This is a genomic window from Kitasatospora sp. NPDC048298 (assembly GCF_043201465.1).
Classification (GTDB): Bacteria; Actinomycetota; Actinomycetes; order Streptomycetales; family Streptomycetaceae; genus Kitasatospora.
Map to the genome: position 1 here is coordinate 16823 of NZ_JBICYZ010000086.1, position 21175 is coordinate 37997.

The 21175-nt window shown below is 70.7% G+C and carries 23 protein-coding genes and 1 pseudogene; 16 read left to right on the top strand and 8 right to left on the bottom strand.

Features of this window, described 5'->3' with window-relative positions; translation table 11 throughout:
• The first annotated feature begins 61 nt into the window (after positions 1–61).
• From ACGF0D_RS38795 to ACGF0D_RS38815, 5 genes are all read left to right on the top strand, one after another.
• The gene (locus ACGF0D_RS38795; RefSeq protein WP_392924694.1) at positions 62–730 is read left to right on the top strand and encodes a response regulator transcription factor; all 669 of its coding nucleotides are present in this window, start codon (positions 62–64) and stop codon (positions 728–730) included.
• Entirely contained in the window at positions 727–2070 is a 1344-nt protein-coding gene (locus ACGF0D_RS38800) for an ATP-binding protein (RefSeq protein ID WP_392924696.1), read from the top strand. The genes ACGF0D_RS38795 and ACGF0D_RS38800 overlap by 4 nt, the downstream gene beginning before the upstream one ends.
• 103 nt (positions 2071–2173) lie before the next feature.
• On the top strand, positions 2174–2722 hold the full coding sequence (locus tag ACGF0D_RS38805; protein WP_392924699.1) for an ATP-binding protein: 549 nt from the start codon (positions 2174–2176) through the stop codon (positions 2720–2722).
• Positions 2723–2865: 143 nt separating this feature from the next.
• The gene (locus ACGF0D_RS38810; RefSeq protein WP_392924701.1) at positions 2866–4116 is read left to right on the top strand and encodes an alpha/beta hydrolase; all 1251 of its coding nucleotides are present in this window, start codon (positions 2866–2868) and stop codon (positions 4114–4116) included.
• A gap of 39 nt (positions 4117–4155) precedes the next feature.
• Positions 4156–4383: a transposase gene (locus ACGF0D_RS38815; protein ID WP_392924703.1), complete on the top strand. Its 228-nt coding sequence runs from the start codon at positions 4156–4158 to the stop codon at positions 4381–4383.
• 785 nt (positions 4384–5168) lie between these two features.
• Here ACGF0D_RS38815 and ACGF0D_RS38820 read toward each other — a convergent pair.
• Positions 5169–6467 carry a sensor histidine kinase gene (locus ACGF0D_RS38820; protein ID WP_392924742.1) on the bottom strand — a complete coding sequence of 433 codons (1299 nt, stop codon included), beginning with the start codon at positions 6465–6467 and terminating at the stop codon, positions 5169–5171.
• A 145-nt stretch (positions 6468–6612) separates the two neighbouring features.
• A pseudogene (locus tag ACGF0D_RS38825) lies at positions 6613–7250 on the bottom strand (response regulator transcription factor).
• A gap of 141 nt (positions 7251–7391) precedes the next feature.
• Between ACGF0D_RS38825 and ACGF0D_RS38830 the strand changes: the two are divergent.
• The 7 genes from ACGF0D_RS38830 to efeU all read left to right on the top strand — a co-directional run bounded on the left by ACGF0D_RS38830 (position 7392) and on the right by efeU (position 13075).
• Positions 7392–7901 (top strand): hypothetical protein, encoded by a 510-nt coding sequence (locus tag ACGF0D_RS38830; protein ID WP_392924706.1) that lies wholly within the window; start codon positions 7392–7394, stop codon positions 7899–7901.
• Between the two features lie 70 nt (positions 7902–7971).
• Positions 7972–8754, top strand: a complete 783-nt coding sequence (locus ACGF0D_RS38835; protein ID WP_392924744.1) for a hypothetical protein — start codon at positions 7972–7974, stop codon at positions 8752–8754.
• 44 nt (positions 8755–8798) lie between these two features.
• Positions 8799–9446, top strand: a complete 648-nt coding sequence (locus ACGF0D_RS38840) for a DedA family protein (protein ID WP_392924708.1) — start codon at positions 8799–8801, stop codon at positions 9444–9446.
• Positions 9443–10063, top strand: coding sequence for a phosphatase PAP2 family protein (locus tag ACGF0D_RS38845; protein ID WP_392924711.1), 621 nt, complete (start codon positions 9443–9445; stop codon positions 10061–10063). Before ACGF0D_RS38840 ends, ACGF0D_RS38845 begins: the two co-directional genes overlap by 4 nt.
• Complete coding sequence (locus ACGF0D_RS38850; protein WP_392924712.1) at positions 10048–10749, top strand: phosphatase PAP2 family protein; 702 nt, start codon at positions 10048–10050, stop codon at positions 10747–10749. The genes ACGF0D_RS38845 and ACGF0D_RS38850 overlap by 16 nt, the downstream gene beginning before the upstream one ends.
• Before the next feature lie 270 nt (positions 10750–11019).
• The gene (efeO, locus tag ACGF0D_RS38855; RefSeq protein ID WP_392924715.1) at positions 11020–12168 is read left to right on the top strand and encodes an iron uptake system protein EfeO; all 1149 of its coding nucleotides are present in this window, start codon (positions 11020–11022) and stop codon (positions 12166–12168) included.
• Between the two features lie 61 nt (positions 12169–12229).
• Positions 12230–13075: an iron uptake transporter permease EfeU gene (gene efeU / locus ACGF0D_RS38860; RefSeq protein WP_392924718.1), complete on the top strand. Its 846-nt coding sequence runs from the start codon at positions 12230–12232 to the stop codon at positions 13073–13075.
• Between the two features lie 203 nt (positions 13076–13278).
• On the opposite strand, the gene uppS is transcribed toward efeU, so the two are convergent.
• The 3 genes from uppS to ACGF0D_RS38875 all read right to left on the bottom strand — a co-directional run bounded on the left by uppS (position 13279) and on the right by ACGF0D_RS38875 (position 15205).
• A complete protein-coding gene (gene uppS / locus ACGF0D_RS38865; RefSeq protein ID WP_392924720.1) occupies positions 13279–14049 on the bottom strand; it encodes a polyprenyl diphosphate synthase in 771 nt (256 codons plus the stop codon).
• A 71-nt stretch (positions 14050–14120) separates the two neighbouring features.
• Positions 14121–14909: a hypothetical protein gene (locus ACGF0D_RS38870; RefSeq protein WP_392924723.1), complete on the bottom strand. Its 789-nt coding sequence runs from the start codon at positions 14907–14909 to the stop codon at positions 14121–14123.
• Positions 14906–15205: a PadR family transcriptional regulator gene (locus ACGF0D_RS38875; RefSeq protein ID WP_031071696.1), complete on the bottom strand. Its 300-nt coding sequence runs from the start codon at positions 15203–15205 to the stop codon at positions 14906–14908. The genes ACGF0D_RS38870 and ACGF0D_RS38875 overlap by 4 nt, the downstream gene beginning before the upstream one ends.
• A gap of 84 nt (positions 15206–15289) precedes the next feature.
• Between ACGF0D_RS38875 and ACGF0D_RS38880 the strand changes: the two genes are divergently transcribed.
• On the top strand, positions 15290–16339 hold the full coding sequence (locus ACGF0D_RS38880; RefSeq protein WP_392924725.1) for a hypothetical protein: 1050 nt from the start codon (positions 15290–15292) through the stop codon (positions 16337–16339).
• On the opposite strand, the gene ACGF0D_RS38885 is transcribed toward ACGF0D_RS38880, so the two are convergent.
• Together ACGF0D_RS38885 and ACGF0D_RS38890 are read right to left on the bottom strand one after the other, a co-directional pair.
• On the bottom strand, positions 16284–16745 hold the full coding sequence (locus ACGF0D_RS38885) for a hypothetical protein (protein ID WP_392924728.1): 462 nt from the start codon (positions 16743–16745) through the stop codon (positions 16284–16286). The genes ACGF0D_RS38880 and ACGF0D_RS38885 overlap by 56 nt on opposite strands.
• On the bottom strand, positions 16729–17223 hold the full coding sequence (locus ACGF0D_RS38890) for a hypothetical protein (RefSeq protein WP_392924731.1): 495 nt from the start codon (positions 17221–17223) through the stop codon (positions 16729–16731). The genes ACGF0D_RS38885 and ACGF0D_RS38890 overlap by 17 nt, the downstream gene beginning before the upstream one ends.
• A gap of 326 nt (positions 17224–17549) precedes the next feature.
• Between ACGF0D_RS38890 and ACGF0D_RS38895 the strand changes: the two genes are divergently transcribed.
• Entirely contained in the window at positions 17550–18704 is a 1155-nt protein-coding gene (locus ACGF0D_RS38895; protein WP_392924734.1) for a tyrosine-type recombinase/integrase, read from the top strand.
• Positions 18705–18761: 57 nt separating this feature from the next.
• On the opposite strand, the gene ACGF0D_RS38900 is transcribed toward ACGF0D_RS38895, so the two are convergent.
• Positions 18762–18953 carry a helix-turn-helix domain-containing protein gene (locus tag ACGF0D_RS38900; RefSeq protein ID WP_392924736.1) on the bottom strand — a complete coding sequence of 64 codons (192 nt, stop codon included), beginning with the start codon at positions 18951–18953 and terminating at the stop codon, positions 18762–18764.
• Between the two features lie 282 nt (positions 18954–19235).
• On the opposite strand from ACGF0D_RS38900, the gene ACGF0D_RS38905 reads away from it, so the two are divergent.
• Positions 19236–19955: a hypothetical protein gene (locus tag ACGF0D_RS38905; RefSeq protein WP_392924738.1), complete on the top strand. Its 720-nt coding sequence runs from the start codon at positions 19236–19238 to the stop codon at positions 19953–19955.
• Positions 19956–20375: 420 nt separating this feature from the next.
• On the top strand, positions 20376–21175 hold an 800-nt coding region (locus tag ACGF0D_RS38910), incomplete at its 3' end, for an ISL3 family transposase (RefSeq protein WP_392924740.1).

Sequence of the window (21175 nt, forward strand, 5' to 3'; positions counted from 1 at the left end):
ACCTGAACGCAACCTGAGCAGCGTTTCGAGGACTCTCACCTGCCGGGAAATACTGGCTCGCATGACTTCCTTCCGGGTGCTGGTCGTCGAGGACGATCATGGACTTCGCGACGTCGTGGCCCGAGGCCTGCGCGAGGAGCACTTCGAGGTGCTCACCGCCGCCGACGGCGCGGGCGCGCTGCGCGCGGTCCACGACCGCGTGGACGCCGTCGTTCTCGACATCGGCCTGCCCGACTCCGACGGCCGCGACGTCTGCCACGCCATGCGTGCCGCCGGCTTCGACGCACCCGTGCTCTTCCTCACCGCCCACGACGCGCTGCCCGACCGCCTCTCGGGCTTCTCGGCCGGCGGGGACGACTACCTCGCCAAGCCCTTCCACATGGCCGAGCTCGCCGCCCGGGTTCGCGCGGCGATCCGGCGCAACGGGCGCGAACCCGTAGTAGAAGTCGAGGACCTGGGCCTGGATCCCGTGACGCACGCACTGCGCGCCGCGGCCGCCGAGCCGGTACCGCTCACCCCGACCGAGTTCCGCCTCCTGGCCTGCCTGATGGCCACCCCCGGCGCAGTCGTCCGTCGCCGCGCACTCCTGCGTGCAGGTTGGCCCGAGGGCGCCCAGGTCAGCGACAACACCCTCGACCAGTACCTGTTGCGGCTGCGGCGCAAGCTGCGGGAGGCAGGCAGCGAACGGACCATCCTGACAGTGCGCGGTGTGGGGTGCCGCCTCGCATGAGGATCGGAAGGCCCCCCGCCACACTGCGCGGCCGCCTCGCCCTGCTCGCGCTGGCCACCACCGCGATCTGGGTCGCCGCGCTGACCGCCGTCTTCAACGTGGAACTCGGCTCGCGCCTGCGCCAGCAGGCCGACGACCTGGTGCGCACCCGGGCGGCAGCGGTGGCCGCCACCATGGAGGCCCAACCGGACGGACGGATCATCGAGCACGAGCCGGCCGACGACACGGCCCTCGACGTCGGAATCTGGATCTACCAGGGCACCACCGCCATCCAGCGCCCCAGCGCATCGAGCGCACTCCAGGACCGCGCGGACCAGCTCGCCGGGGGCGGGGAATCCTCCACCGACACCTCCGAGCCCCACGCCTTCCGCCTGTACGCCCTGCCGATCACGGCAGGAGACAGGCAGGTCGGCACGGTCGTCGCCTCCGTCGGTCTGGACGCCTACCGGTACACCGCCCGCTCCGTCCTGGCCGGTTCCATCGGCCTGTGCGCGCTCCTGCTCACCGGCGTCTACCTTCTCACCCGCACCGTTGTCGGCCGGGCCCTGCGGCCGGTGAGCGAGATGAGCACACGGGCCGCCGAGTGGAGTGAGCACGGCACCGCCCACAGGTTCGGCGCCGAAAGCCACCTCGCCGAACTCTCCGGGCTCGCCGGCAACCTCAACCAGCTCCTCGACCGGCAAGCCGCCATGCTGCGCCACGAACAACAGCTCACCGCCGAGCTGTCCCACGAGCTGCGCACCCCCCTCGCCAGGATCACCGCGGAGACCGACTGGCTCACCGCACGGCCCCGCGACGCCGACGACCAGCGCACCTCCCACGAGGCCATCGCCACCGCCGCGGCCCGGATGCAGCAGATCTGCGAGACGCTGCTCTCCGAAGCCCGCACCCGCGACCACCAGGTACCCGGCCGGAGTGCTGTGGCCGACGTGGCCCGCGCACTGTCCGAGCGCAGCTCCCAGGAACACCCCGAGTCCCCGTCCGTCACCGTGGTCGGCGACGACGTGACCGTCGGCGTCTCCACCGTGCTGATGGAGCGCATTCTGGTGCCGCTGCTCGACAACGCCCGCCGCTATGCGGTGGGCCGGATCACCGTGGAGTGCGGGCGGGAACCGGGCCGGGTCCTGGTGACGGTGGTCGATGACGGCTGCGGCGTTCCCGAGAACGTGGGCGAGGCCGTGTTCGAGGCGGGTCGCCGTGCCCACCCCGGCGACGGCCACGACGGCGCCGGTCTGGGTCTCCCGCTGGCTCGCCGCCTCGCCCGCTCCGCCGGCGGCGACATCATCCTCGCGCCCTCGTCGGAGGGCGCGAGGTTCGTGGTGTCGCTTCCCGCGGGCTGACCGGCGGGAAGCGCCGCAGGCTCGGCCTTCGGGCTGAGGAGCTCAGCCGGGGCCTGGGCAGGGTAGGTCCATCCCGGCGCACCCGTGCCCGGACGGGTGCGGGGTGAGCGTGGGTACCGACTGCCCGGTCCCGGCGAGCGCGGCCGTACTTCAGGCCCTGGAGCGATCCCGGCATCTTCAGAGCACTGTCGAGGAAGTCCTGCGCCTGGCGAAACCGGACCCTGCCGGCACACCGCCCGCCATGCAGCCGGCAGCCGACCTCTTGGCCGCCCTTGAAGACCGCTGGCACGGCGTTCTCGCTGGGCAGGGGCGCCTCCTGAGTGTGACCACGGCCCCGGGGGCGGGGGAAACGGCACTCCCGGGTCCGACCGTCGCGCAGATTCTCGACATCCTCCTCGACAACGCCCGCCAGCACGGCCGCGGCGCCGTCGACGTCATCCTGCGGGAGGTCGGCGGCGCCATTGCGGTCGATGTCGCCGATGAAGGACACCTCGCTCTCGACGCCCGCACGGCATTCGACCGGGGCACCACCACCGGAGGCGGCCAGGGCATCGGTCTGGCCTTAGCCCGCGATCTCGCCGAATCCGCAGGCGGCCGCCTTCGCGTCACCGCCACGTCGCCGACCGTTTTCACGCTGCTCCTGCCCGCCTGACACGACGCGCCGGTTACTCCTGCCGCCTCCTGGGCGGCATCGCTCGGCCGGGCTCGGTGCCCGGCGGAGGACGGCACCGGGTGGAGGGCCGACGCCCAGCGGGCAGACTGGAGGAGAGGCCCCGAACGGTGGTGACGCGACCCATGGGACTGACCAGCCACAAGCTCCTGGCACTCTGCGTCGTGCTGGCGGTGCTCTCGGTGCTCGGAACACTCTGGATCTGGCCACGGCTGGCGTACCGCAGCTGGCCCGCCCTGTTCGGCCGGCTCGCCACCATCGTGTCCACCCAGGTCATACTCGTGTGCACGCTCGCACTGCTGGCGAACGACTACTTCGTGTTCTACAGCAGCTGGGGTGACCTCCTGGGCCACAACCGCCAACCGGCCACGATCCAGGGTGCCGGCCCGTCCCCCAGCACCGGGGCCGGTGCCGCGGCGGCCGGTGTACAGCTGCTGGGACACGAGCAGGTACCCGCCACCGGAGGTCTGGGCCAGGACCCGGCGCAGGTCGGCAGACTCGACCGGGTGCGGATTCCGGGCGGGACCACGGGGCTGTCCACCGACGGGTATGTCTACCTTCCGCCGCAGTACTTCCGGGAGCCGTTCAAGGACCAGCACTTCCCCGCTGTTGTCGTCATGACGGGTTTCCCTGGTGATGCGAAGAATCTGATAACCAAGCTTCGCTACCCGGCCACCGAGCTCCAGCTGATCAGGAGCGGGGCCATGCAGCCCACCGTGCAGGTGCTGATGCGCCCTTCGCCTTCGATGCCCCAGGACAGCGAGTGCGAGGACATCCCCGGGGGCCCGCAGTCACAGACGTACTTCACCACGGACGTCCCCCGGGACATCAGAGCCTCTTACCGGATCCTTACCGGCAACGGCAGCCTCGGGGTCATGGGCGACTCCACCGGCGGGTACTGCGCACTCAAGCTCACCATGGAACATCCCGACGTATTCGCTGCCGCCGTGTCGCTGTCCGGCTACTTCAGGGCGGCCGAGGACTTCACCACCGGCGACCTGTTCGCAGGCAGCCAGCAGCGCCGAGAGCAGGCCGACCTCAACTGGCGTCTCGCGCACCTGCCCGCGCCCAAGGTCTCAGTCCTGCTCGCGGACAGCAAGGAGGATGGCAGCACCTACGCCGATTCGCATGCGTTCGCGGCCGCCGCGCGCCCCCCGATGACCGTCTCCCAGGCGACCGTCGACGCCGGGGGACACAACTTCACCACCTGGGTGCGCCTGCTACCCCCGTCCCTCAGCTGGCTCAGTGCCCATCTCTCGGCCCCCGCGCTGCCGGCTGCGCTTCCATCGGCCACATCCCTTCCTCCTCCGGGATCCCGCGAAGGGATGCTGCCGGCGCGAGAAACGACTCGCGCAATGGTCAGGCAGATCTACTAATCCTGTGTCCCATGTGGTCAGCGGGTCATTGGATCGGTCATGGGGAGTAGTGGGTGGGGATGGATCGTTCCTGATGGTCTGTGGGATGTGGTGGAGCCGTTGTTGCCGGCGGAGCGGGTTCGGCCGCAGGGCGGCGGGACGGCGAACCTGGACGACGAGGCGGTGTTCGCCGCGGTCGTCTACGTGCTGACGACCGGGTGCGCGTGGCGGCATCTGCCGCCCTGTGAGGCGGAACCTCTCAACACCCTCCTCGTGTCTCTCGGTTGAGTGGTGGCCCCGTGGGAGGGCGCCTGAGCGGCGGGGCCCGTCGGTCCGGGGTCGAGGGGCCCTCGGGTGCGGCCTGGGGCAGTCCTGGGAGGGGTGGCCGTTCCGTTCGTGGAGCGATCCGCGACCCGGTCACCGCGGCGTGAAGGTCGAAGGAGCCAGCCACGGGGCCGAGGCTCCGGCCGATGACGGGCACGGGCTTGAGCACCGGGCCGGCGGAGGTGCCGAATGGGTCCAGGGGGCCCTCGGCCTCGAACCCGGCGTGCTGAGGATCGGTGAGGTGCCGCGTGTCGCCCACGGGGCGGGCGTGGCCGTGTGGGCGGGTGTCCGGACGGCCCGGGCGAGCCCGCGGCCGTTCGCAGCGGGAAAGGATGTGGTGTCCATGTCACCCTCCTTCTGCCGTCGGCACGATGTGCCGGTCGCACGCATGGACGGCCGCAGGATCCCGGAAGGTCCGGCCGGTCCTCGGTGGGCGGTCGACCGGGTAGCCGGCCAGCCGTCCTGCCATTCACGGTAGCCGCAGCACCGCGGCAGACCGTGGCACCCGGGACGGAACCTCCAGGTCGAGCCGGTACCGCGGTAGTACGTCCAATGGGGAGCCGGGCGCGTCACAGGACGCAATCGGAGAGATGTGTCCCGTCGACCGGAGACGATCGGCATGCCTCCCTGGGACGCCTGCCCAGGTGCACAGGGTCGGTGACTCCGTCGTGAAACGGACCCCTTCCGCGCGCATGCTTCGACGGTGCGGCATCCGATCGCGACCGAACAATGGGGGCAGCCCGGTGCCGTCAGGCCTGTGCGAGAGGAAGGCGTGTGCGGAAGGTGGTGCCGTCGGGGGTGTCCTCGACGGTGAGCGTACCGCCGTGGATGGCAGCGATGTCACGGGCGATGGAGAGTCCCAGTCCGGTGCCGCCGTCGTCGCGGCTGCGGGCGTGGTCGAGGCGGGTGAAGCGTTCGAAGATCCTCTCCCGGTCGGCGGGATCCACGAGGGGGCCGTCGTTGGAGACGTCGAGGACGGCGTCGCCGGTCATGCTGTCGGTGGACAGCCGCACGGTGACCCGGCGGCGGGCGTGCCGCTGGGCGTTGTCGAGCAGGTTGGTCAACAGCCGTCCGAGCCACAGCGGGTTGCCGGTGACGGTGATCTCCTCGGGTGTGTGGAGTGCGACCGGGTGGGGCTGGGGTACGCCGGAGTCTGCGCTCGTGCGGACGAGTTCCGTCAGGTCGACCGCGTCGTCGGGCCGGTCATGGCCCGTCGTGTCGAGCCGGGCGAGGAGCAGCAGGTCGTTGGCCAGTGTCTGCAGACGTTCGGTGTCCTGGAGGGCTCCGGCGACGAGGTCGGTGCGCACGTCCGGGTGGGGGTAGGTGAGGGCGATCTCGAGCTGGGTGCGCAGGACGGTGAGGGGGCTGCGCAGTTCGTGGGAGGCGTCGGCGATGAAACGGCGCTGGCGGATCCCGGCAGCCTCCAGGCGGTCGAGCATGGCGTTCATGGTGTCGGCGAGGCGCGCGATCTCGTCGTCGCTGCCCGGTTCGGGGACACGTCGATCGAGGTCGCGGTCCCCGATGGCGGCGACTTCGGTGCGGATGGCCTCGACTGGGCGCAGCGCCCGGCCGGTGGCACGCCAGGTGAGCACGCCGACGGTGGGCAGCAGGACGGCGCTGAGGCCGACGAGGGCGGCGGTGGTGAGGTCTTCGGCGGTGTCGGCGGTGTGCAGGGATGCGCCGACCCGGATGGTGACCAGGCCAGTGGGTGTGTCGGCGGTGAGGGTGGTGACGCGTTGGTGGTGTTCGTCGCCGAGGATGTCGAGGTCGTACGTGTCGTGGCCGTCCTTGGCGGTGCTGGGGGTGAGGGGCGGTCGGCCGATGAGATTCTGGCTGGCGGCGACGACCTTGCCGCTGCTGTCCGTGACCTGGATGAAGTCGGTGCCGTGGTCCAGCGGCAGTTGTGGGGGCAGGCGGCCGTCAGCGGCGAGCCGGGCGACGGCCTGGGCCTGTTCGCGAGCGCCGGTCTCGATGGTGCGCTCCAGGTTGGCGTGCAGCAGCAGGAGCACGGCGGCGGAGGCGGCGAGAAGGACGATCGCGACGCTCATGCAGGCCGCCAGGGTGGTACGGGCACGCACGGACCGTGGTGTGAGGCGCTCCAACAGGGGGGCGATTCGGGGATGTCGGGTGAGCCGCTGCACTACGGTGGCGGCCCGTCGACGTACGCCGCGAGATCGGGCGGGGTGTGCCTGGTCAGCCACCGTCGGCCGCCAGTCGGTAGCCGGCGCCGCGGACGGTCTGGACGGCTGCGCGGCCGTACGGGGCGTCGATCTTGCGCCGGAGGGCACTGATATGGACCTCGACGGTGTTGGGGTCGCTGTTCGGCCCGCTGTCCCAGACCTGGTCGAGGATCTCCCGCTTGGATACGGCTTCGCCGGCGCGGCGTGCCAAGTGGTCGAGCACGGCGAACTCGCGCGGGCGGCGGAGTCGATGACCAGGTCACCGAGGACGGTGCGCCTGGGAGCACGGCTGCCGATGCGCCGGGCGAGGGCCTTGAGGCGGGCGACGAGGACGACGAACGAGAACGGCTTGGACAGGTAGTCGTCGGCGCCGGTGTCCAGGGCCTCGGCCTCGTCCCATTCGCCGTCCTTGGCGGTCAGCATCAGGATGCCGGCGTCGCTGCCGGCAGCCCGCAGGCGTGAGCACACGCGGTAGCCGTTGAGGCCGGGCAGCATGATGTCCAGCACGATCACGTCGTAGGCGTGATCGGTGGCTCGGGCCAGGCCGGAGAGACCGTCGTGAGCGATGTCGACGGTGAATCCCTCGGCGGTCAGCCCGAGCTGTAGGGTCTGGGCGAGCCGACGTTCGTCCTCCACCACGAGTAGACGCATAGCCCCAGGGTGGCAGGTCCCGGGGCCGGGATGCTGAAGGTGCCTTCAGGTCTTCAGCGCATCTTCAGCATCGCCTCGCCATGCTGGCCGTAACGTCCGGGCAGAGGGCTCGGACCGTGCCACACGATCGGGGTGGGCGCAGTGAGCGAGTCCATGGAAGGTCCGCAGTCGCCGGAGGAGACGGGCTCGGCGAGCTCGGGTCTGGTGAAGCGCGGGCGGACGTGGCTGGGCGGCCGCCGCCGGGCACGGTGGCTGGTGGCCGGGGCCACTGCCGTGGTGGTGGCCGGCGGTGGTGTGGCCGCCGTTGCGGTGCACCACGAGGGTGAGGGGCACGACCGCACGGCGGCTGCCGAGGACGGCCACGAGGGTCACGGCTCGCACAAGGGTCGGGACGGTCGGGAGGCCGGCGAGGGTGGCCGCGGGGAGCAGTCGGCTCCGGCGCCGTTGCCGTCGACCGACGCGGCGGATGCGGTGGTCAAGGCCTCGTCCGGTGTTGCCGGTGGCAAGGTCGAGTCGCTGCGGGCGGTCTCCGAGCAAGGTGGTGGCCGGGCCTGGCAGGCCGTGGTCGTGGGGCCGGACGGGGTCCGCCACCTGGTGACGGTCGACGGTGCGAACGGCACGATCACCGGCAACGCGGTTCTGGGCGGCTGAGACATCGAGTGGCGCGGCCTTGACCGCGCCCGGGGAAGGGAGTGCCGCAGCTGTGGGCGCCACGACGACGATGGCACGTGCGGACCGCCGACGGGCCGGCCGCCTCGACGCGGGACTGAGCAAGGTCCCGCAGGTGACGGCCGTGTTCTGGGCGGTCAAGGTCCTCACGACGGGGATGGGGGAGACGACCTCCGACTACCTCGCCCGCGTACTGGGCCCGGTTCCGGCCGTCGCCTCGGCCGCGTTGCTGCTCGCGGCGGCGTTCATCGCCCAGGCCCGCACGCGTCGGTACGTACCGGCTGTGTACTGGGCCGCCGTGGTCATGGTGAGCGTGTTCGGAACCATGGCCGCCGATGTCGCGCACGTCGCCCTGGGCGTCCCGTACGCGGCGTCCGCGTTCGCCTTCGCAGTCGCCCTGGCGGTGGTGTTCTGGCTGTGGCGGCGCACCGAGGGCACTCTCGCGGTCGAGACGGTCTGCGGCGGTCGCCGCGAGGTCTTCTACTGGGCGACGGTCATGGCCACTTTCGCACTCGGTACCGCCGTCGGAGATCTGACCGCGGCGACGCTCGGCTGGGGATACTTCCCGTCCGGGCTGCTGTTCGCCGTCCTGATCGCCGTGCCGGCGTTCGGCCACCGCCTGCTGCGGATGCCGCCCGTCCTCGCGTTCTGGTGGGCCTACGTCCTGACCCGTCCGCTGGGAGCGTGCTTCGCCGACTGGGCCGGGGTCAGCCGTCAGCGTGGCGGTCTCGAACTCGGCACCGGGCCGGTGAGCCTCGTGCTGGGCGCCGTCATCCTGGCTGCCGTTCTCTGGCTGACCGCCGCTGCACGGCGTCCTCGCCGGGCTGCCGCCTGAACCGCACTGTCCCCGACTTCTTCTCCCGGAAAGGCCCTACCGCGATGTCGTCCTCATCGATCCTGTTGGCCGTCAATCCCCTGGACGCCGGATCGCTGCTCGGCGCGTTCGGCGCGTTGGGCATCGCCGTAGTCCTGTTCGCCGAGACCGGCCTGCTGGTCGGCTTCTTCCTGCCGGGTGACTCCCTGCTGTTCACCGCCGGTCTGCTGTGCACCACCGGCACGCACAGCGGACCCCACCTGGACCTCGCCCAGGTCCTGGCCGCCTCCGCCGTCGGTGCCCTCGCCGGCGCGCAGGCCGGCTTCTTCATCGGACGGCGCGGCGGGCGGGCCCTGCTCGCCCGCTCGGGCAACAAGCGCCTGCACGAGGGCGCCCTGCGTGCCGAGGAACTCCTCACCCGCTACGGGCACGGCAAGGCCGTCGTCCTCGCCCGGTTCGTCCCCGTGGTGCGCACCGTGCTCAACCCGCTCGCCGGCGCGCTCGGTGTGAACGCGCGGACCTTCACCGTGTGGCAGGTCGTCGGCGGCCTGGTCTGGACTCTCGGTCTCGTCCTGGGCGGCTACGCGCTCGGCTCGTCAGTGCCGAACGTCGACCACTACCTTCTGCCGATCGTCGCGGTCGTCATCGTGGTCTCGCTGCTGCCGCTCCTGCTGGAGCTCCTGCGCTCCCGTCGCCAGGCCCGGGCCCGGTGAGCTCGCCGGCGACGGCGTCGCTCGCCGTGGACGGCCGCCCGCTCGACGGCGGCCTGTACCTGTGGGCCGACCGCTGGGCCCAGCACCTGCCCACGCCGGTGCAGGACGCGATCGCCGCGTTCTCCGCCTACGGCCTGGGGCTCCTGGCGGTCCTGATGCTATGGGCCTGGTGGCGCGGGCGCGCCGCCGACAGCACGACCATGGCAAGGGCACTGGCCGCCCCGCTCGTGGTCACGGTCGTGTTCGCCGCCGACACCCTTCTCAAGTCAGTCCTGCGCGAGCCTCGGCCATGCCAGGTCCTCGACGCGGGCCACACGTTGGAGGCCTGTCCCGGGCCCGGGGACTGGTCGTTGCCGAGCAACCACACCGTCATCGTGTTCGCCGGCGCTGCGGTGCTCTGGCACGTCGACCGCCGTATCGGTGCGCTCGCGCTGGTCCTGGCCGTCGCGATGGGGGCTTCGCGGGTCCTGGTCGGTGTCCACTACCCGCACGACGTCGTGCTGGGGGCGGTGGTCGGTGCCGCGGCCGGACACGCGCTCGCTACGCTCGCCGCGCGAGGCCGCCGCCTGGTGGCCCGAGCGAGAGCCGGAGGACTGAGCGGGTGGCTGATCGGATGACGGTGCGGCGGTGGCCGTTCGTACTCGCCGCCACCTGGTCGGCTGCCGCCGTGATCGCGGCTGCGGTCGCCGCTCACGGCTGGGGACCGTTCGCCTTCGAGCAGGCCGCCATCGACTGGTGCGTCGCACACCGGCCACCCGGCGCCCGAAGGGCGGCGATGGTGGTCACCGCCCTCGGCACGGGTGTCTTCCCCTACCTCCTCGCGCTGGCTGCAGGCGTCATCGCCGTCCGGACCGCCGGGTCGCCGCCGTCCCGCTGGACGGTGACGCGGGCGCTGCTCCCGCCCGCCGCGTGGCTGGCGCTGGGGCAGCTGTTGCGGCAGGGGCTGATGCACGCCTTCGGCCGCCCCCGCCCACCTCAGACGGACTGGGCGTTCGGAGCCTCCGGCTTCGCCTTTCCCTCCGGGCACGCCTTCACCTCCACCGTCTGCGCCGGCCTGCTCGCCCTCGCAGTCGCCCGGGCCCGCCCTTCCCTCGCGCGGACGGCCGTCATCGGAGCCGTGCTGTTCGCGGGCACGATCGGCCTCAGCCGCATCTATCTCGGCGTGCACTGGCCGCTGGACGTCTTCGCCGGATGGCTCCTCGCGCTCGGATGGCTGGCCATCGGAGCCGCCGTCACCCACCCCCACCCCGCGCACGATCCCGAGGCCGATGAGAGAGATCGCCTGGGGTCACCGGCGGCCTGACCGATGACGCTGCGGACCGAGCGTCTTGAATGCCTCGTCTCTCAGCCGACCTGCTTCTGCGCAAATTGCCGTCACCGCATGTCCGGATCGACTGAATCCGCATTCTCCCTTGCTTGCACGATGTCTGACGGCGCGTCGCACTGGGTGCCTCCCGACTGTCGACATCGAAGTAGACGAAATATCGGGAGGGCAACTAAGGTATGCCTTACCTTGCCTGGTGCGTGCGAACGTGCGCCCGGCCTTCCCCGTTGCATCTGCCCTGGAGCCCGCATGTCCGCCCGTCGCCGTTCCACCGCAGCAGTGCTGCTCACCCTCGCCGTGGCGACCGCTACCCTGGCCGGCTGCTCGTCCAAGAAGGACGACAAGGCGAGCTCCTCCGACGCGGTCAAGGTGAACGCCACCGACAGTGCGTGCGAGGTCTCCAAGACCAGCTTCCCGGCCGGCCACGTGGTGCTGGACATCAGCAACAAGGGTTCCAAGACCACCGAGGTCTACGTCTACGGCGACGGTGACAAGATCGTCACCGAGCGCGAGAACATCGGCCCCGGGACCAAGGCCAGCATCAACGCCGAGATCAAGGCCGGCTCGTACGAGGTCGCCTGCAAGCCCGGCATGGTCGGCGACGGCATTCGCCAGAAGATCACCGTCACCGGCGAGGGCGGCAGCGCCGCGCCCGCCGACCCGCGCCTGGCCGCGGCCGTCGACTCCTACCGTAAGTACGCCCAGGAGCAGGCCGACGCGACCGTCCCGGCCGTCCAGGCCTTCGCCGACGCGATCAAGGCCGGCGACCTGGAGAAGGCCAAGTCGCTGTACGCGGCCTCGCGCACCGGCTGGGAGCGCACCGAGTCGGTCGCCGAGAGCTTCGGCGACGTCGACCCCAAGACCGACACCCGTGAGGACAAGGTCGAGGCGGGCCAGCAGTGGACCGGCTGGCACAAGCTGGAGAAGTCGCTCTGGGCGGACGCCAGGATCGGCGACGACGAGAAGAAGCTCGCCGACCAGCTGGTCAACGACCTCAAGGACTGGCAGGCGAAGATCCCCGCCGCCGAGATCACCGCGACCAGCATGGCCAACGGCGCCAAGGAGCTGCTGGACGAGGTCGCCACCAACAAGATCACCGGTGAGGAGGACCGCTACAGCCACACCGACCTGGCCGACTTCCAGGCCAACGTCGAGGGTGCGCAGAAGGCCTACGAGCTGCTGAAGCCGGTCGCCTCCGAGAAGGACCCGGAGCTGGCCAAGACGCTGGACTCCGAGTTCGCCGCCATCAACGCCCTGCTCGCCAAGTACAAGCAGGCCGACGGCACCTTCACCTCCTACGACAAGGTCACCGAGGCCGAGCGCAAGACCTTCTCCGACGCGGTCAACTCGCTGGGCGAGCCGCTGTCGAAGCTGGCCGCCGCCGTGGTCGTCAAGTAACCGACCCCGCCGCGTCGGCAGACGCGCCCGCCCGTATCACCTCACCCCCCCAGGAGCCCGCGTGTTCGGCAACTACCTGATCGGCCTGCGCGAAGGTCTCGAAGCCAGCCTGGTCGTCTGCATCCTGATCGCCTACCTGGTCAAGACCGAGCGCAAGGACAAACTGCCGCCGGTCTGGCTCGGCGTCGGCGCGGCCGTGGTGCTCTCGATGGCGTTCGGCGCGGTGCTGCAGTTCGGCTCCTCGCAGCTCACCTTCGAGGCCCAGGAGGCGCTCGGCGGCTCGCTGTCGGTCATCTCGGTCGGCCTGGTGACCTGGATGGTGTTCTGGATGCGGCGCACCGCCCGGCACCTGAAGACCGAGCTGCACGGCAAGCTGGACGCGGCGCTCGCGATGGGCACCACGGCCCTGGTGGTCACCTCCTTCCTGGCCGTCGGCCGCGAGGGCCTGGAGACCGCGCTGTTCATCTGGTCGGCCGTGCAGGCCACCGGTGACGGCTGGAACCCGCTGATCGGCGCCGCGCTCGGCCTGCTCACCTCGGTGGTGCTCGGCTGGCTCTTCTACCGCGGCGCGCTGAAGATCAACCTGGCCAAGTTCTTCACCTGGACCGGCGCCATGCTGGTCGTCGTCGCGGCCGGCGTCCTCGCGTACGGCGTGCACGACCTGCAGGAGGCCGGCTGGCTGCCCGGCCTGCACAGCCTGGCCTTCGACATCTCCAGCACCATCCCGAAGGACAGCTGGTACGGCACCCTGCTGAAGGGCGTGTTCAACTTCCAGCCCGACCCGACGGTGCTGCAGCTGGTCGTCTGGCTGCTCTACCTCACCCCGACCCTGGCCGTCTTCTTCAACCTCCTCGGCGGCGACAAGGGCAAGCCCGCCCGGCCCGTCACCGCCACCCCGGCCGCCTGACCCACGGATTCCACCGAGTCTGCCCCGCCCGGAACCGCCGAGCGGGGCAGACTCGTCATGCCCCTCATCGGGGTCCAGCCAAGTTGCGTGGCACCCGAGTCGGACGAAGACGCCGGGCGATCGTCTGAGCCCTCTTCAGCGCGGCGCTGAGACCTCGGTACTTCGGTGTGGACCCGACGTGGTCAGCGGATGCTCTGGTCCGCTCAGCCGCCGTAGCGGCGCTGCCGGGCGGCGAAGCTGCGGACGGCGCGCAGGAAGTCGACCTCGCGGAAGGCGGGCCAGTGGGCCTCGCAGAAGTAGAGCTCCGAGTAGGCGCTCTGCCAGAGCAGGAAGTTGGAGAGCCGTTGCTCGCCGCTGGTGCGGATGACGAGGTCGGGGTCGGGCCGGCCGGCGGTGTAAAGGTGCGGGGCGATGTCCTCGACGGTCAGGGCGTCGGCGACCTCGGTCAGTGACGCGCCCGCATCGGCCCGCACGTACATCAGGTCGCGCATGGCGTCGATGACCTCCTGGCGGCCGCCGTAGCCGACAGCCAGGGTGACGTGGGCGCCGGTGGTGCAGGCGCGGGTGGCCTCGACGGCTTCCTTGAGGGCGCGGGCGGTGCTGTCGGGCAGGGCGTCGGGCATCCCAGCGAGGTGGACCTGCCAGTGGCCGTCCGGGCGGGTGAGGCGGTCGGTGACCACCTGCTCGATCAGCCGCATCAGATAGGCGACCTCGGCGTCGTTGCGGCGCTGGAGGTTCTCGGTCGAGCAGACGAAGACGGTGATGTGCTCGATCCCCAGGGCCTCGCACCAGGAGAGGACCTCCTCGACGTGTTCGGCGCCCGCCTTGTGTCCGAGGCTCGGGTTGGCCATGCCCATCTGCCGGGCCCAGCGACGGTTGCCGTCCATGATCAGCCCGACGTGCCGGGGCAGCGGGCCCGCCATGACCTCACGGCGCAGGCGGCGGGTGTAGAGGGAACGGAGTAGATCGGGCATGAGCACCGTCCAAGTGGGTTGGGGCGGCTCACCGGTTCAGGCGGGCCCCGGTCAGGTGAGTACCGTGCGAGCTACGAGGCCAGTGGCAGGTCGCGCAGGTCGCGCAGGGTGCCCGCGCACACTCCCGTCAGCAGCAGCAGGCCCACGCCGATGCCGGCGCCGAGCAACTGGAAGCTGTCACCGGTGATCGAGACGCCGAGGATGGTTGCGCCGCCGGTGGCACTGGCGGCGGCGAGGGTCCACACACCGACCCGGAGTCGGCCGGTGCCTGGTGGCACGACGGCGTCCGCGCCGATCCCGGTGAAGATGCGGGGGATCTGGATCGCCCCGAGGCCCAGCGCGATCCACCAGGCGGCGAGCACGGCGGTGCGCAGGGTGGGAGGCGAGGCGTCCGCATCGACGCCGCCGTGCACCAGGACCACCACGGCGGCACCGAGGACCGTCGGTACGGCGAGGCGGCGCAGCGCCCAGCCCAGCAGCGTGAGCGCGGCGCTCGGGGTGGGCCGGGGCCGTGGAGCGACGAGGGCGATGCCGAGCAGCAGCAGGGTGGTGCAGCCGTGCATGACCCCGTTCCGCACGCCGTCGGTGGGCTGGGGGCTTGCTTGTTCGGCAGCCAGGTGGCTGAGGAACCAGGCGGCGAGGGCGACCGTGATGCCCATGGTGGCCACCCGCCGATGGCGCTGTGTCGGGGAGTCGGCGGGCCAGAGGGCCGGGTGCAGCCACATGTCCACGATGCCCGCGGTCAGGTTGGGCCAGGATTTCCAGCCCGCGCCCCGGGCCTCGTCCTCCACCATCGAACCCCAGCGCTCGCGGAAGGCGTCCGGGTAGAGCCTGACCAGGCTACGGGCGACGACGCTCACGCCGGGTTCACCCCCAGGCGCCGCAACCCGGCGTTCGCGACCCGGGCCATGGCGCGCAGTTCGCGTTCCAGTACCTCGCGACCCAGGGGCGTCAGTTGCACCGGGCGCTGGCGGCCCTGTCCGTCGAGCGGCTCGATCAGCCGCTTCGACTCCAGCCTGGCCAGCGCCCCGTACAGGCTGCCAGGGCCCAGTCGTTCCCCGGTCAGCTCCTCGATCGCCGTGTTGATGGCGTACCCGTGCAGTGGTCCGTCGGCCAGCGCGCAGAGCACCAGAGTCTGGGCATCGTTGGCTTGCATATCGCTCCTCTCGATCTGACGATGCACCATACTACGTGCCACGAACTACGTGCCACGTACTACGTGATGTGTACTATCGCCTTCATGAGCAGCAACTTGACGCACGATCACCTGGAAGTCGGGCACCCAGCCCGACCTGCTTCGGCCGCGGCGCTCTTGACGTCCGCCGCCGGTGCCGCCGCATTCACCCTGTTCGCCTACCTGACGACACAGGTTCGCGTGGTGCGGGCGGGCAGTCCCTGGCAGGACGATCCGTACGACGCAGTGGTGACCTTCACCATGTTCTTCGTCCCCCTCCTCGGCGTGCTCGGCGCGGCTCGGGCGCGGCTGTGCCGCCGCGACCGGCCGCTGCCGCGCTACCGGGTCGAGCAGGTGCTTAGGGCCTCGCTGGTCTGCACGTTGCTCGTCGCCGCGACCCTCGCCACCGACTGGGCGGCGGTGGCCGCGCGGGCGGACCGCGCATCCTGGGACGGTGGCACGCCCTGGCTGATCGCGTCCCTGCTGCCGCTCACCGGGGTGATGGCCGAGAGCCTGCTGTTGCACCGCCGGGCGATCCGGCGGCTACCGAGACCGGCGCCCGGGGCCGAGGACGCGGGCGGGGACTGGCTGGACGACCTCGCGCCCTTTGTGAACCTGCTCGCCGCCCCCCGCTCGCGCGCGGGGCGTGCATTCGCTGCGCCGCTCGGCCGCGGCGAAGTGCTCGGCTTCGTGCGCCGGCACTTCAGCCCGCTCGCGGCGGCGGCCGCTCTCGCAGCCGGTCTGCTGGTCGCCACGGGACTGGCCTCCGGCGAGGGCTGGCCGGGGGTACTGCTGTTCGCCATGGAGACCGCCGTCTTTGCGGGCGGCACCTTCGCCTTCGTGATGATCTGCAACAGCGTCCTGCGGCTCGCCGCGCCTCCTCCCGTATCGCGGACCCGACGGGCCGTCCGGATCGCGACCACCGCAGGCGCATTGGCGCTGCCGGTCTCGTTGGCCCTGCGGGACACCGTCTGGCGGCTGCTCGGGCTCGGCGACCAGGTCGACTCCATCGGACAGTGGGCGGCCGTCACTCTCGCCTGTGCAGTACTGACGGGCGCGCTCACATTCGGTGTGGCGGCGGTGATGCCGGCCGCCCGACCGGAAGCCCGGAAGTGATCACGCGGGTGGCGGGATCGTCCGAGGCCAGGCCGACGACAGCCGGCTTGACGGTCAGCCAGCGGGTCCTGGTCACGCTTTGGTGCCAGGCCGACCGATGGGTTCCGGCGGCGAGTTCGGTGCTGATCAGGGGCGCTCCCCAGAACACGCCGAGCAGCGCGGGAACGGCCGTCAGGAGCAGGCCGGTGATGGTGACGAGGGTGTCGTAGCGGCCCTCGAAGCCCGACACGAGCCCGGGTGCGCACCCGGAGGCGATGCAGCCGGACAGGGTGTCCGCGTAGTCACCGTGGATGCTGATGCCGAGTACGAGGAGGTAGAGCGAGCCGACCGCGCAGGCGATCGCACCGACGATCGCCTGCGTGCGGAACTGGCGCCAGGTCGTCCCAGCATCAGAGTCCCTCCCCAAGGCGCCGCGAACCCTGGGCCATGCGCGCCTTCATGCACCAGGCCGACGGCGACGTAGTGCGCGCAGCCACTCGCGGACCTGCGGCGGCGACCACGGGCCGGAGCTCGACCTTCGGCGTGTCGCGGTCCGGGAGTGTGACGGTGATGCCTGCTCGGGCGCCGAGGATGCGGAGGCAGTCCTCCCGGACGCGCATGGACGCGGGTGAGGCGTGGCCCGGTCGTGCGGCGGGCTTGCGCCGCAGCAGGCCTCGCCCGGCGGCAGTGAGATAGGAGGCGAGGGTGTCCGGCGCGAAGAGCAGGGCGAGTGAGTCGGCGGCCGTGGGCGCGATCGCGCCCCGCTCCAGGGCGGTGCGCAGTTCGCCGGAGACCCAGCGCAGTTGCTTCGCCCGGGACATGCCGGTCGGCGGTTCGCAGGCGCGCTCGACGAGGGCGTCCAGGGCCTCGACCGAGGGTGCTGCTGTCGTAGGAGCGCCGGCCATGAGGTCACCCTAGCGCCGGGTCGGGGCGGGTCGGCGGCCTCTGCCGGGGAAGGCGGCTCGGAACGCTCCGCAGGACGACCCGGATCTGATAACTGGCCTGAAGCAAGATCGTCGGTGGGGGCACCGGCGGCATGGTGACCGTCTTCTCCGGCCTGCCCCATTCCGGTGGTGGCCGTCCTTCGGCAACCGGCGAGGGGGCCGTGCCAGGGAATCCGCCGGTCGATTACACATACCACGTGATCCGCGTTTCTTCGCAGGTCAGGGGCGTGGTGGACCATCTGCGGTCAGCAGATCGTCAGCATCGGACGGGATGGAGACCGCACACGATGGCCCCGAGGACCCTGGCCCGCGGCATGGGCACCTTCTTCAAGACCTGCGAGCACCCGCAGGCGCGGTGGTCGAAGTGCCCGCACGACTACAAGATCCGCTTCCGCAACGCGGCCGGGAGGCAGACCGAGGAGTCGGGCTTCGCCACCCAGGACAAGGCGATCGACCGGCTCACCGAGATCTACCGGGCGAAGCGCGAGGACCCCTGGAGCCAGAGCAAGGCCGAGCGCAACCGCAAGTACGGCGCGATGAACTTCGGCACGTACGTCGAGGAATGGAAGGCCGGCCAGCGCGCGCTCGCCCCGGCATCGCTGAGGCACCTCGACTCCCTGCTGCAGCACCACCTCTACCCGGCGTTCCACAGCCGTCGGATGGCTACCTTCGACCACAAGGTCGTCGACGCGTTCATCCGGACCATGGAGCGCAACGGCGTCGGCCTGGCCACCCAGGCCAACGCCTTCGACAAGCTCAAGTCGATCCTGCTCGACGCCCACCGCCTCGGCCTCTACCCGGAGAACCCGCTCGACGGCGTCACCCCGCCCCAGTACGACCCGAAGCGCGCGGTCATCCCGTCGCTTCCCCAACTCGGCGGGATACGCGAAGCCGGCGACGAGACCTTCAACCTGGTCGCCGAGCTGATGAGCGGCTGCGGCCTGCGCAACGGCGAGGCCCTTGCCGTCAACATCAACAACATCGTGGCCGACGACGTCTACCGCGTCACCGAGCAGGTCAACCAGACGACCAAGGACTACGCGCCGCTCAAGCACCGAAAGAAGGGCGACTACCGGGACGTTCCGCTGCCGTCCCGGACCCGGATCCGCCTGCTGACGTACGCGGACACCCACGGCACCATCGACGGCTATCCGCTTCGCCACCCGCTGGACATCAGCAAGCCGTACCCGGCCTACTACCTGCAGAACCAGTGGGACCGGATCAAGCGGGCCGGTGACGTCGACATCCCCGAGGGCATGACGATCTACGGCCTCCGGCACTTCTTCGCCTCGAACTGCCTCAGCCACAACATCCCGATCACCGACGTCGCGGAGTGGATGGGGCACAAGAGCATCGACGTCACGTTCAAGATCTACCGGCACCTGATGCCGGGCTCGATCGGCCGCGCCGCCCAGGTCCTTGACCTCGGGCTCGCGGCCTGAAGCAGGTGGGGCCCTGCTCGTCGCCGAACAGGGCCCCACGCATCGCGTCCTCCGGTGTCAGTCGCCGGACATCCGCTGCTGCTTCACCCATGCGTGGACGTCGGCGACCTTGAACTGCAGCTTCGCGTTGCGCCCACGCCCGAATCGGTACGGGACGAGGCCGGCCTTCGGGGCCTCGCGGTAGACCCACTGAACGGACATGTTCAGGTGCTCTGCGGTCTGCTTGACGGTCATGAACTGCGAAGACACGGACTCTCCTCTGCGTCGCAAGATGCCGCTGGTGCATCCAGGGAGCCCAAAGATGCTGCACCCACGGAGGTTTGGGAGGACCGTGGTTCCGTGTTAGGTTGCCATCGCTATGCAGGCTCGGGCTCCAGTGCCGGGCCCGACGGCCCCGCCTGGTCGACCATGCGCGCGGACCTGTACTCCGAGCGACACGTCACTGTGCGGACTCTCCCTATCGCTGTGGTGACGCTGATGCACGACCGTGCGCAGTGACGCCGCTCAAGAGACGTCTGGCAGGACAGAGCAATGGTCAATTCGTTCATCGCGCACACGAGCCCGGGGCGGAGCCGGGTCTTCGCCCTCCACAAGGACCCCCACGATCGCCTGGAGGCGGTCACCACACTCGGCGGGGGCGACCTCCACCTGACCGAGGACCTCGTCGGGGCCCTCAACACCTACTTGGCGGACCGCGACGACACTGCCCTGAACGCAGTGCTGGACGGCGCCCCCAAGGCCGTCCAGATGGCGACGAAGCGGTACCTCAAGGAGAAGTGCCCACCGGAGCTGGGAGCCTTCACCGGCTTCGGGCCGATCGAGATCGTCCGCGAGGCCGTCTGCTTCAGCCGGATCGATGACGAGCTCGAGGACTACCTCCAAGGTGCCTACATGATCGGCCTGGGAATCCGCATGTCGAACGAGCGTGACAGTGATGGCGACGTCGATTGGGTGATCCAGCTACGCAACGACGAGGCCTCCGTGCCGGCCAGCGCCGAGCCACGCTCGTGGGAACTCCCCTCCGGAGTCGCGCTCTTGGAGACCTGGACCAGCAAGGAGCCACATCCCGGGCTGGGACCCGTTCGTGCTGCCCTCGGCGTGGCAGCCAGGGCGAGCGCCCAGGGCCAGTGGGTGAGGATCCACACGCTGCTCCACAGCCGTCGTGACGTTGACTACGAGGGCAGCGGCACCTCGGAATTCGTCGTCGACGTCTTCGATGCGCCGATCCCGCAGCAGGACCCTGAAGATTAGACCGCGACAACGCCGCGTTGTCCGCTGGACGTACCGGGTCTGGCTGGCGGGCGACGCGGCGGAGCGTAGACGCGGGAGCCGACGGCTATAGGGGGGTCTCCGCTCTGCCAGCCGGGAGGCACGCGCCACCGCATGGTTCGGGACGACCGGCGCAGACACGACAGCCGGGCCGGAAGACGGCGCTGAGGTACGAGCCGGTGTCGGAGGCCGACCCCACACGTGCTCTTTACGTGACGCGCGCACCTCGTCCACCCTGGATCGATCAGCGGTTGGGATCGACTGGCTTCGTTCACTTCCAGTGGTTCTGGCTCAACTTCCGTGACCGGTAGCGGTGAGTGACGATGTGGCGCCGGGGTTGGCGTCGGGAAGTTGCCTGAATTTCGCCAGTGGCCGGGTCGTGATGGCTGACAGTGCGGGATCGTGGACGATCAGGTGCCCCGGTTGGAGGGGCTACTGTTCCCGTCGGTAGCGGGTGTCGCGGTGCTGTCGGTCGACGTGGACATCGAGTCGGTGAATGTGAGGGTCAGGTCCTCGGCGGCGGGGTACAGCTGCCCGGAATGCGGGAGCTGGTCGACCTGGGTCCACAGCTCCTACCTCCGGTTTCCCGTAGATGGGCCGGTCGGGGGGAGACGGGTGCGGCTGAGCCTGCGAGTACGCCGCTTCGTGTGCGTCAACTCGTCATGCGGAAGGCGGACGTTCGTCGAGCAGATCGCGGGGTTGACCCGGCGCCACGGCCGGTGGACTGAACGGCTGCGGGCGGTACTCGCCTCGGTCGGTCTGGCGATGGCCGGACGGGCCGGTGCCCGGCTGGCTGGGGTCTTCGGGGTGTCGGTGAGCCGCAGCACGGTGCTGCGGCTGGTCGAGGAGCTCCCCGATCCGGAGCTGTCGAGCCCGCGGGTGGTGGGTGTTGACGAGTACGCGACGCGCAAGGGCCGCGCCTACGGCACGGTGCTGGTCGACGCCGAGACCCGTCGGCCCGTGGACCTGCTGCCCGACCGAGAGGCATCGAGCTTGGCGGCCTGGCTGTCCGCGCGGCCGGGTGTCGAGGTGGTCTGCCGTGACCGCGCGCCGTTCTTCGCCGAGGGCGCAACCGCCGGAGCGCCGCAGGCGGTCCAGGTCGCGGATCGCTGGCAGTGCGCCATGAGGCGCCTTGTCGTATCCCCGACTCAGTCGGGAGGAATTCGGAGGGAGATTCTTGGGTCTGATGGCTTACCCGATCC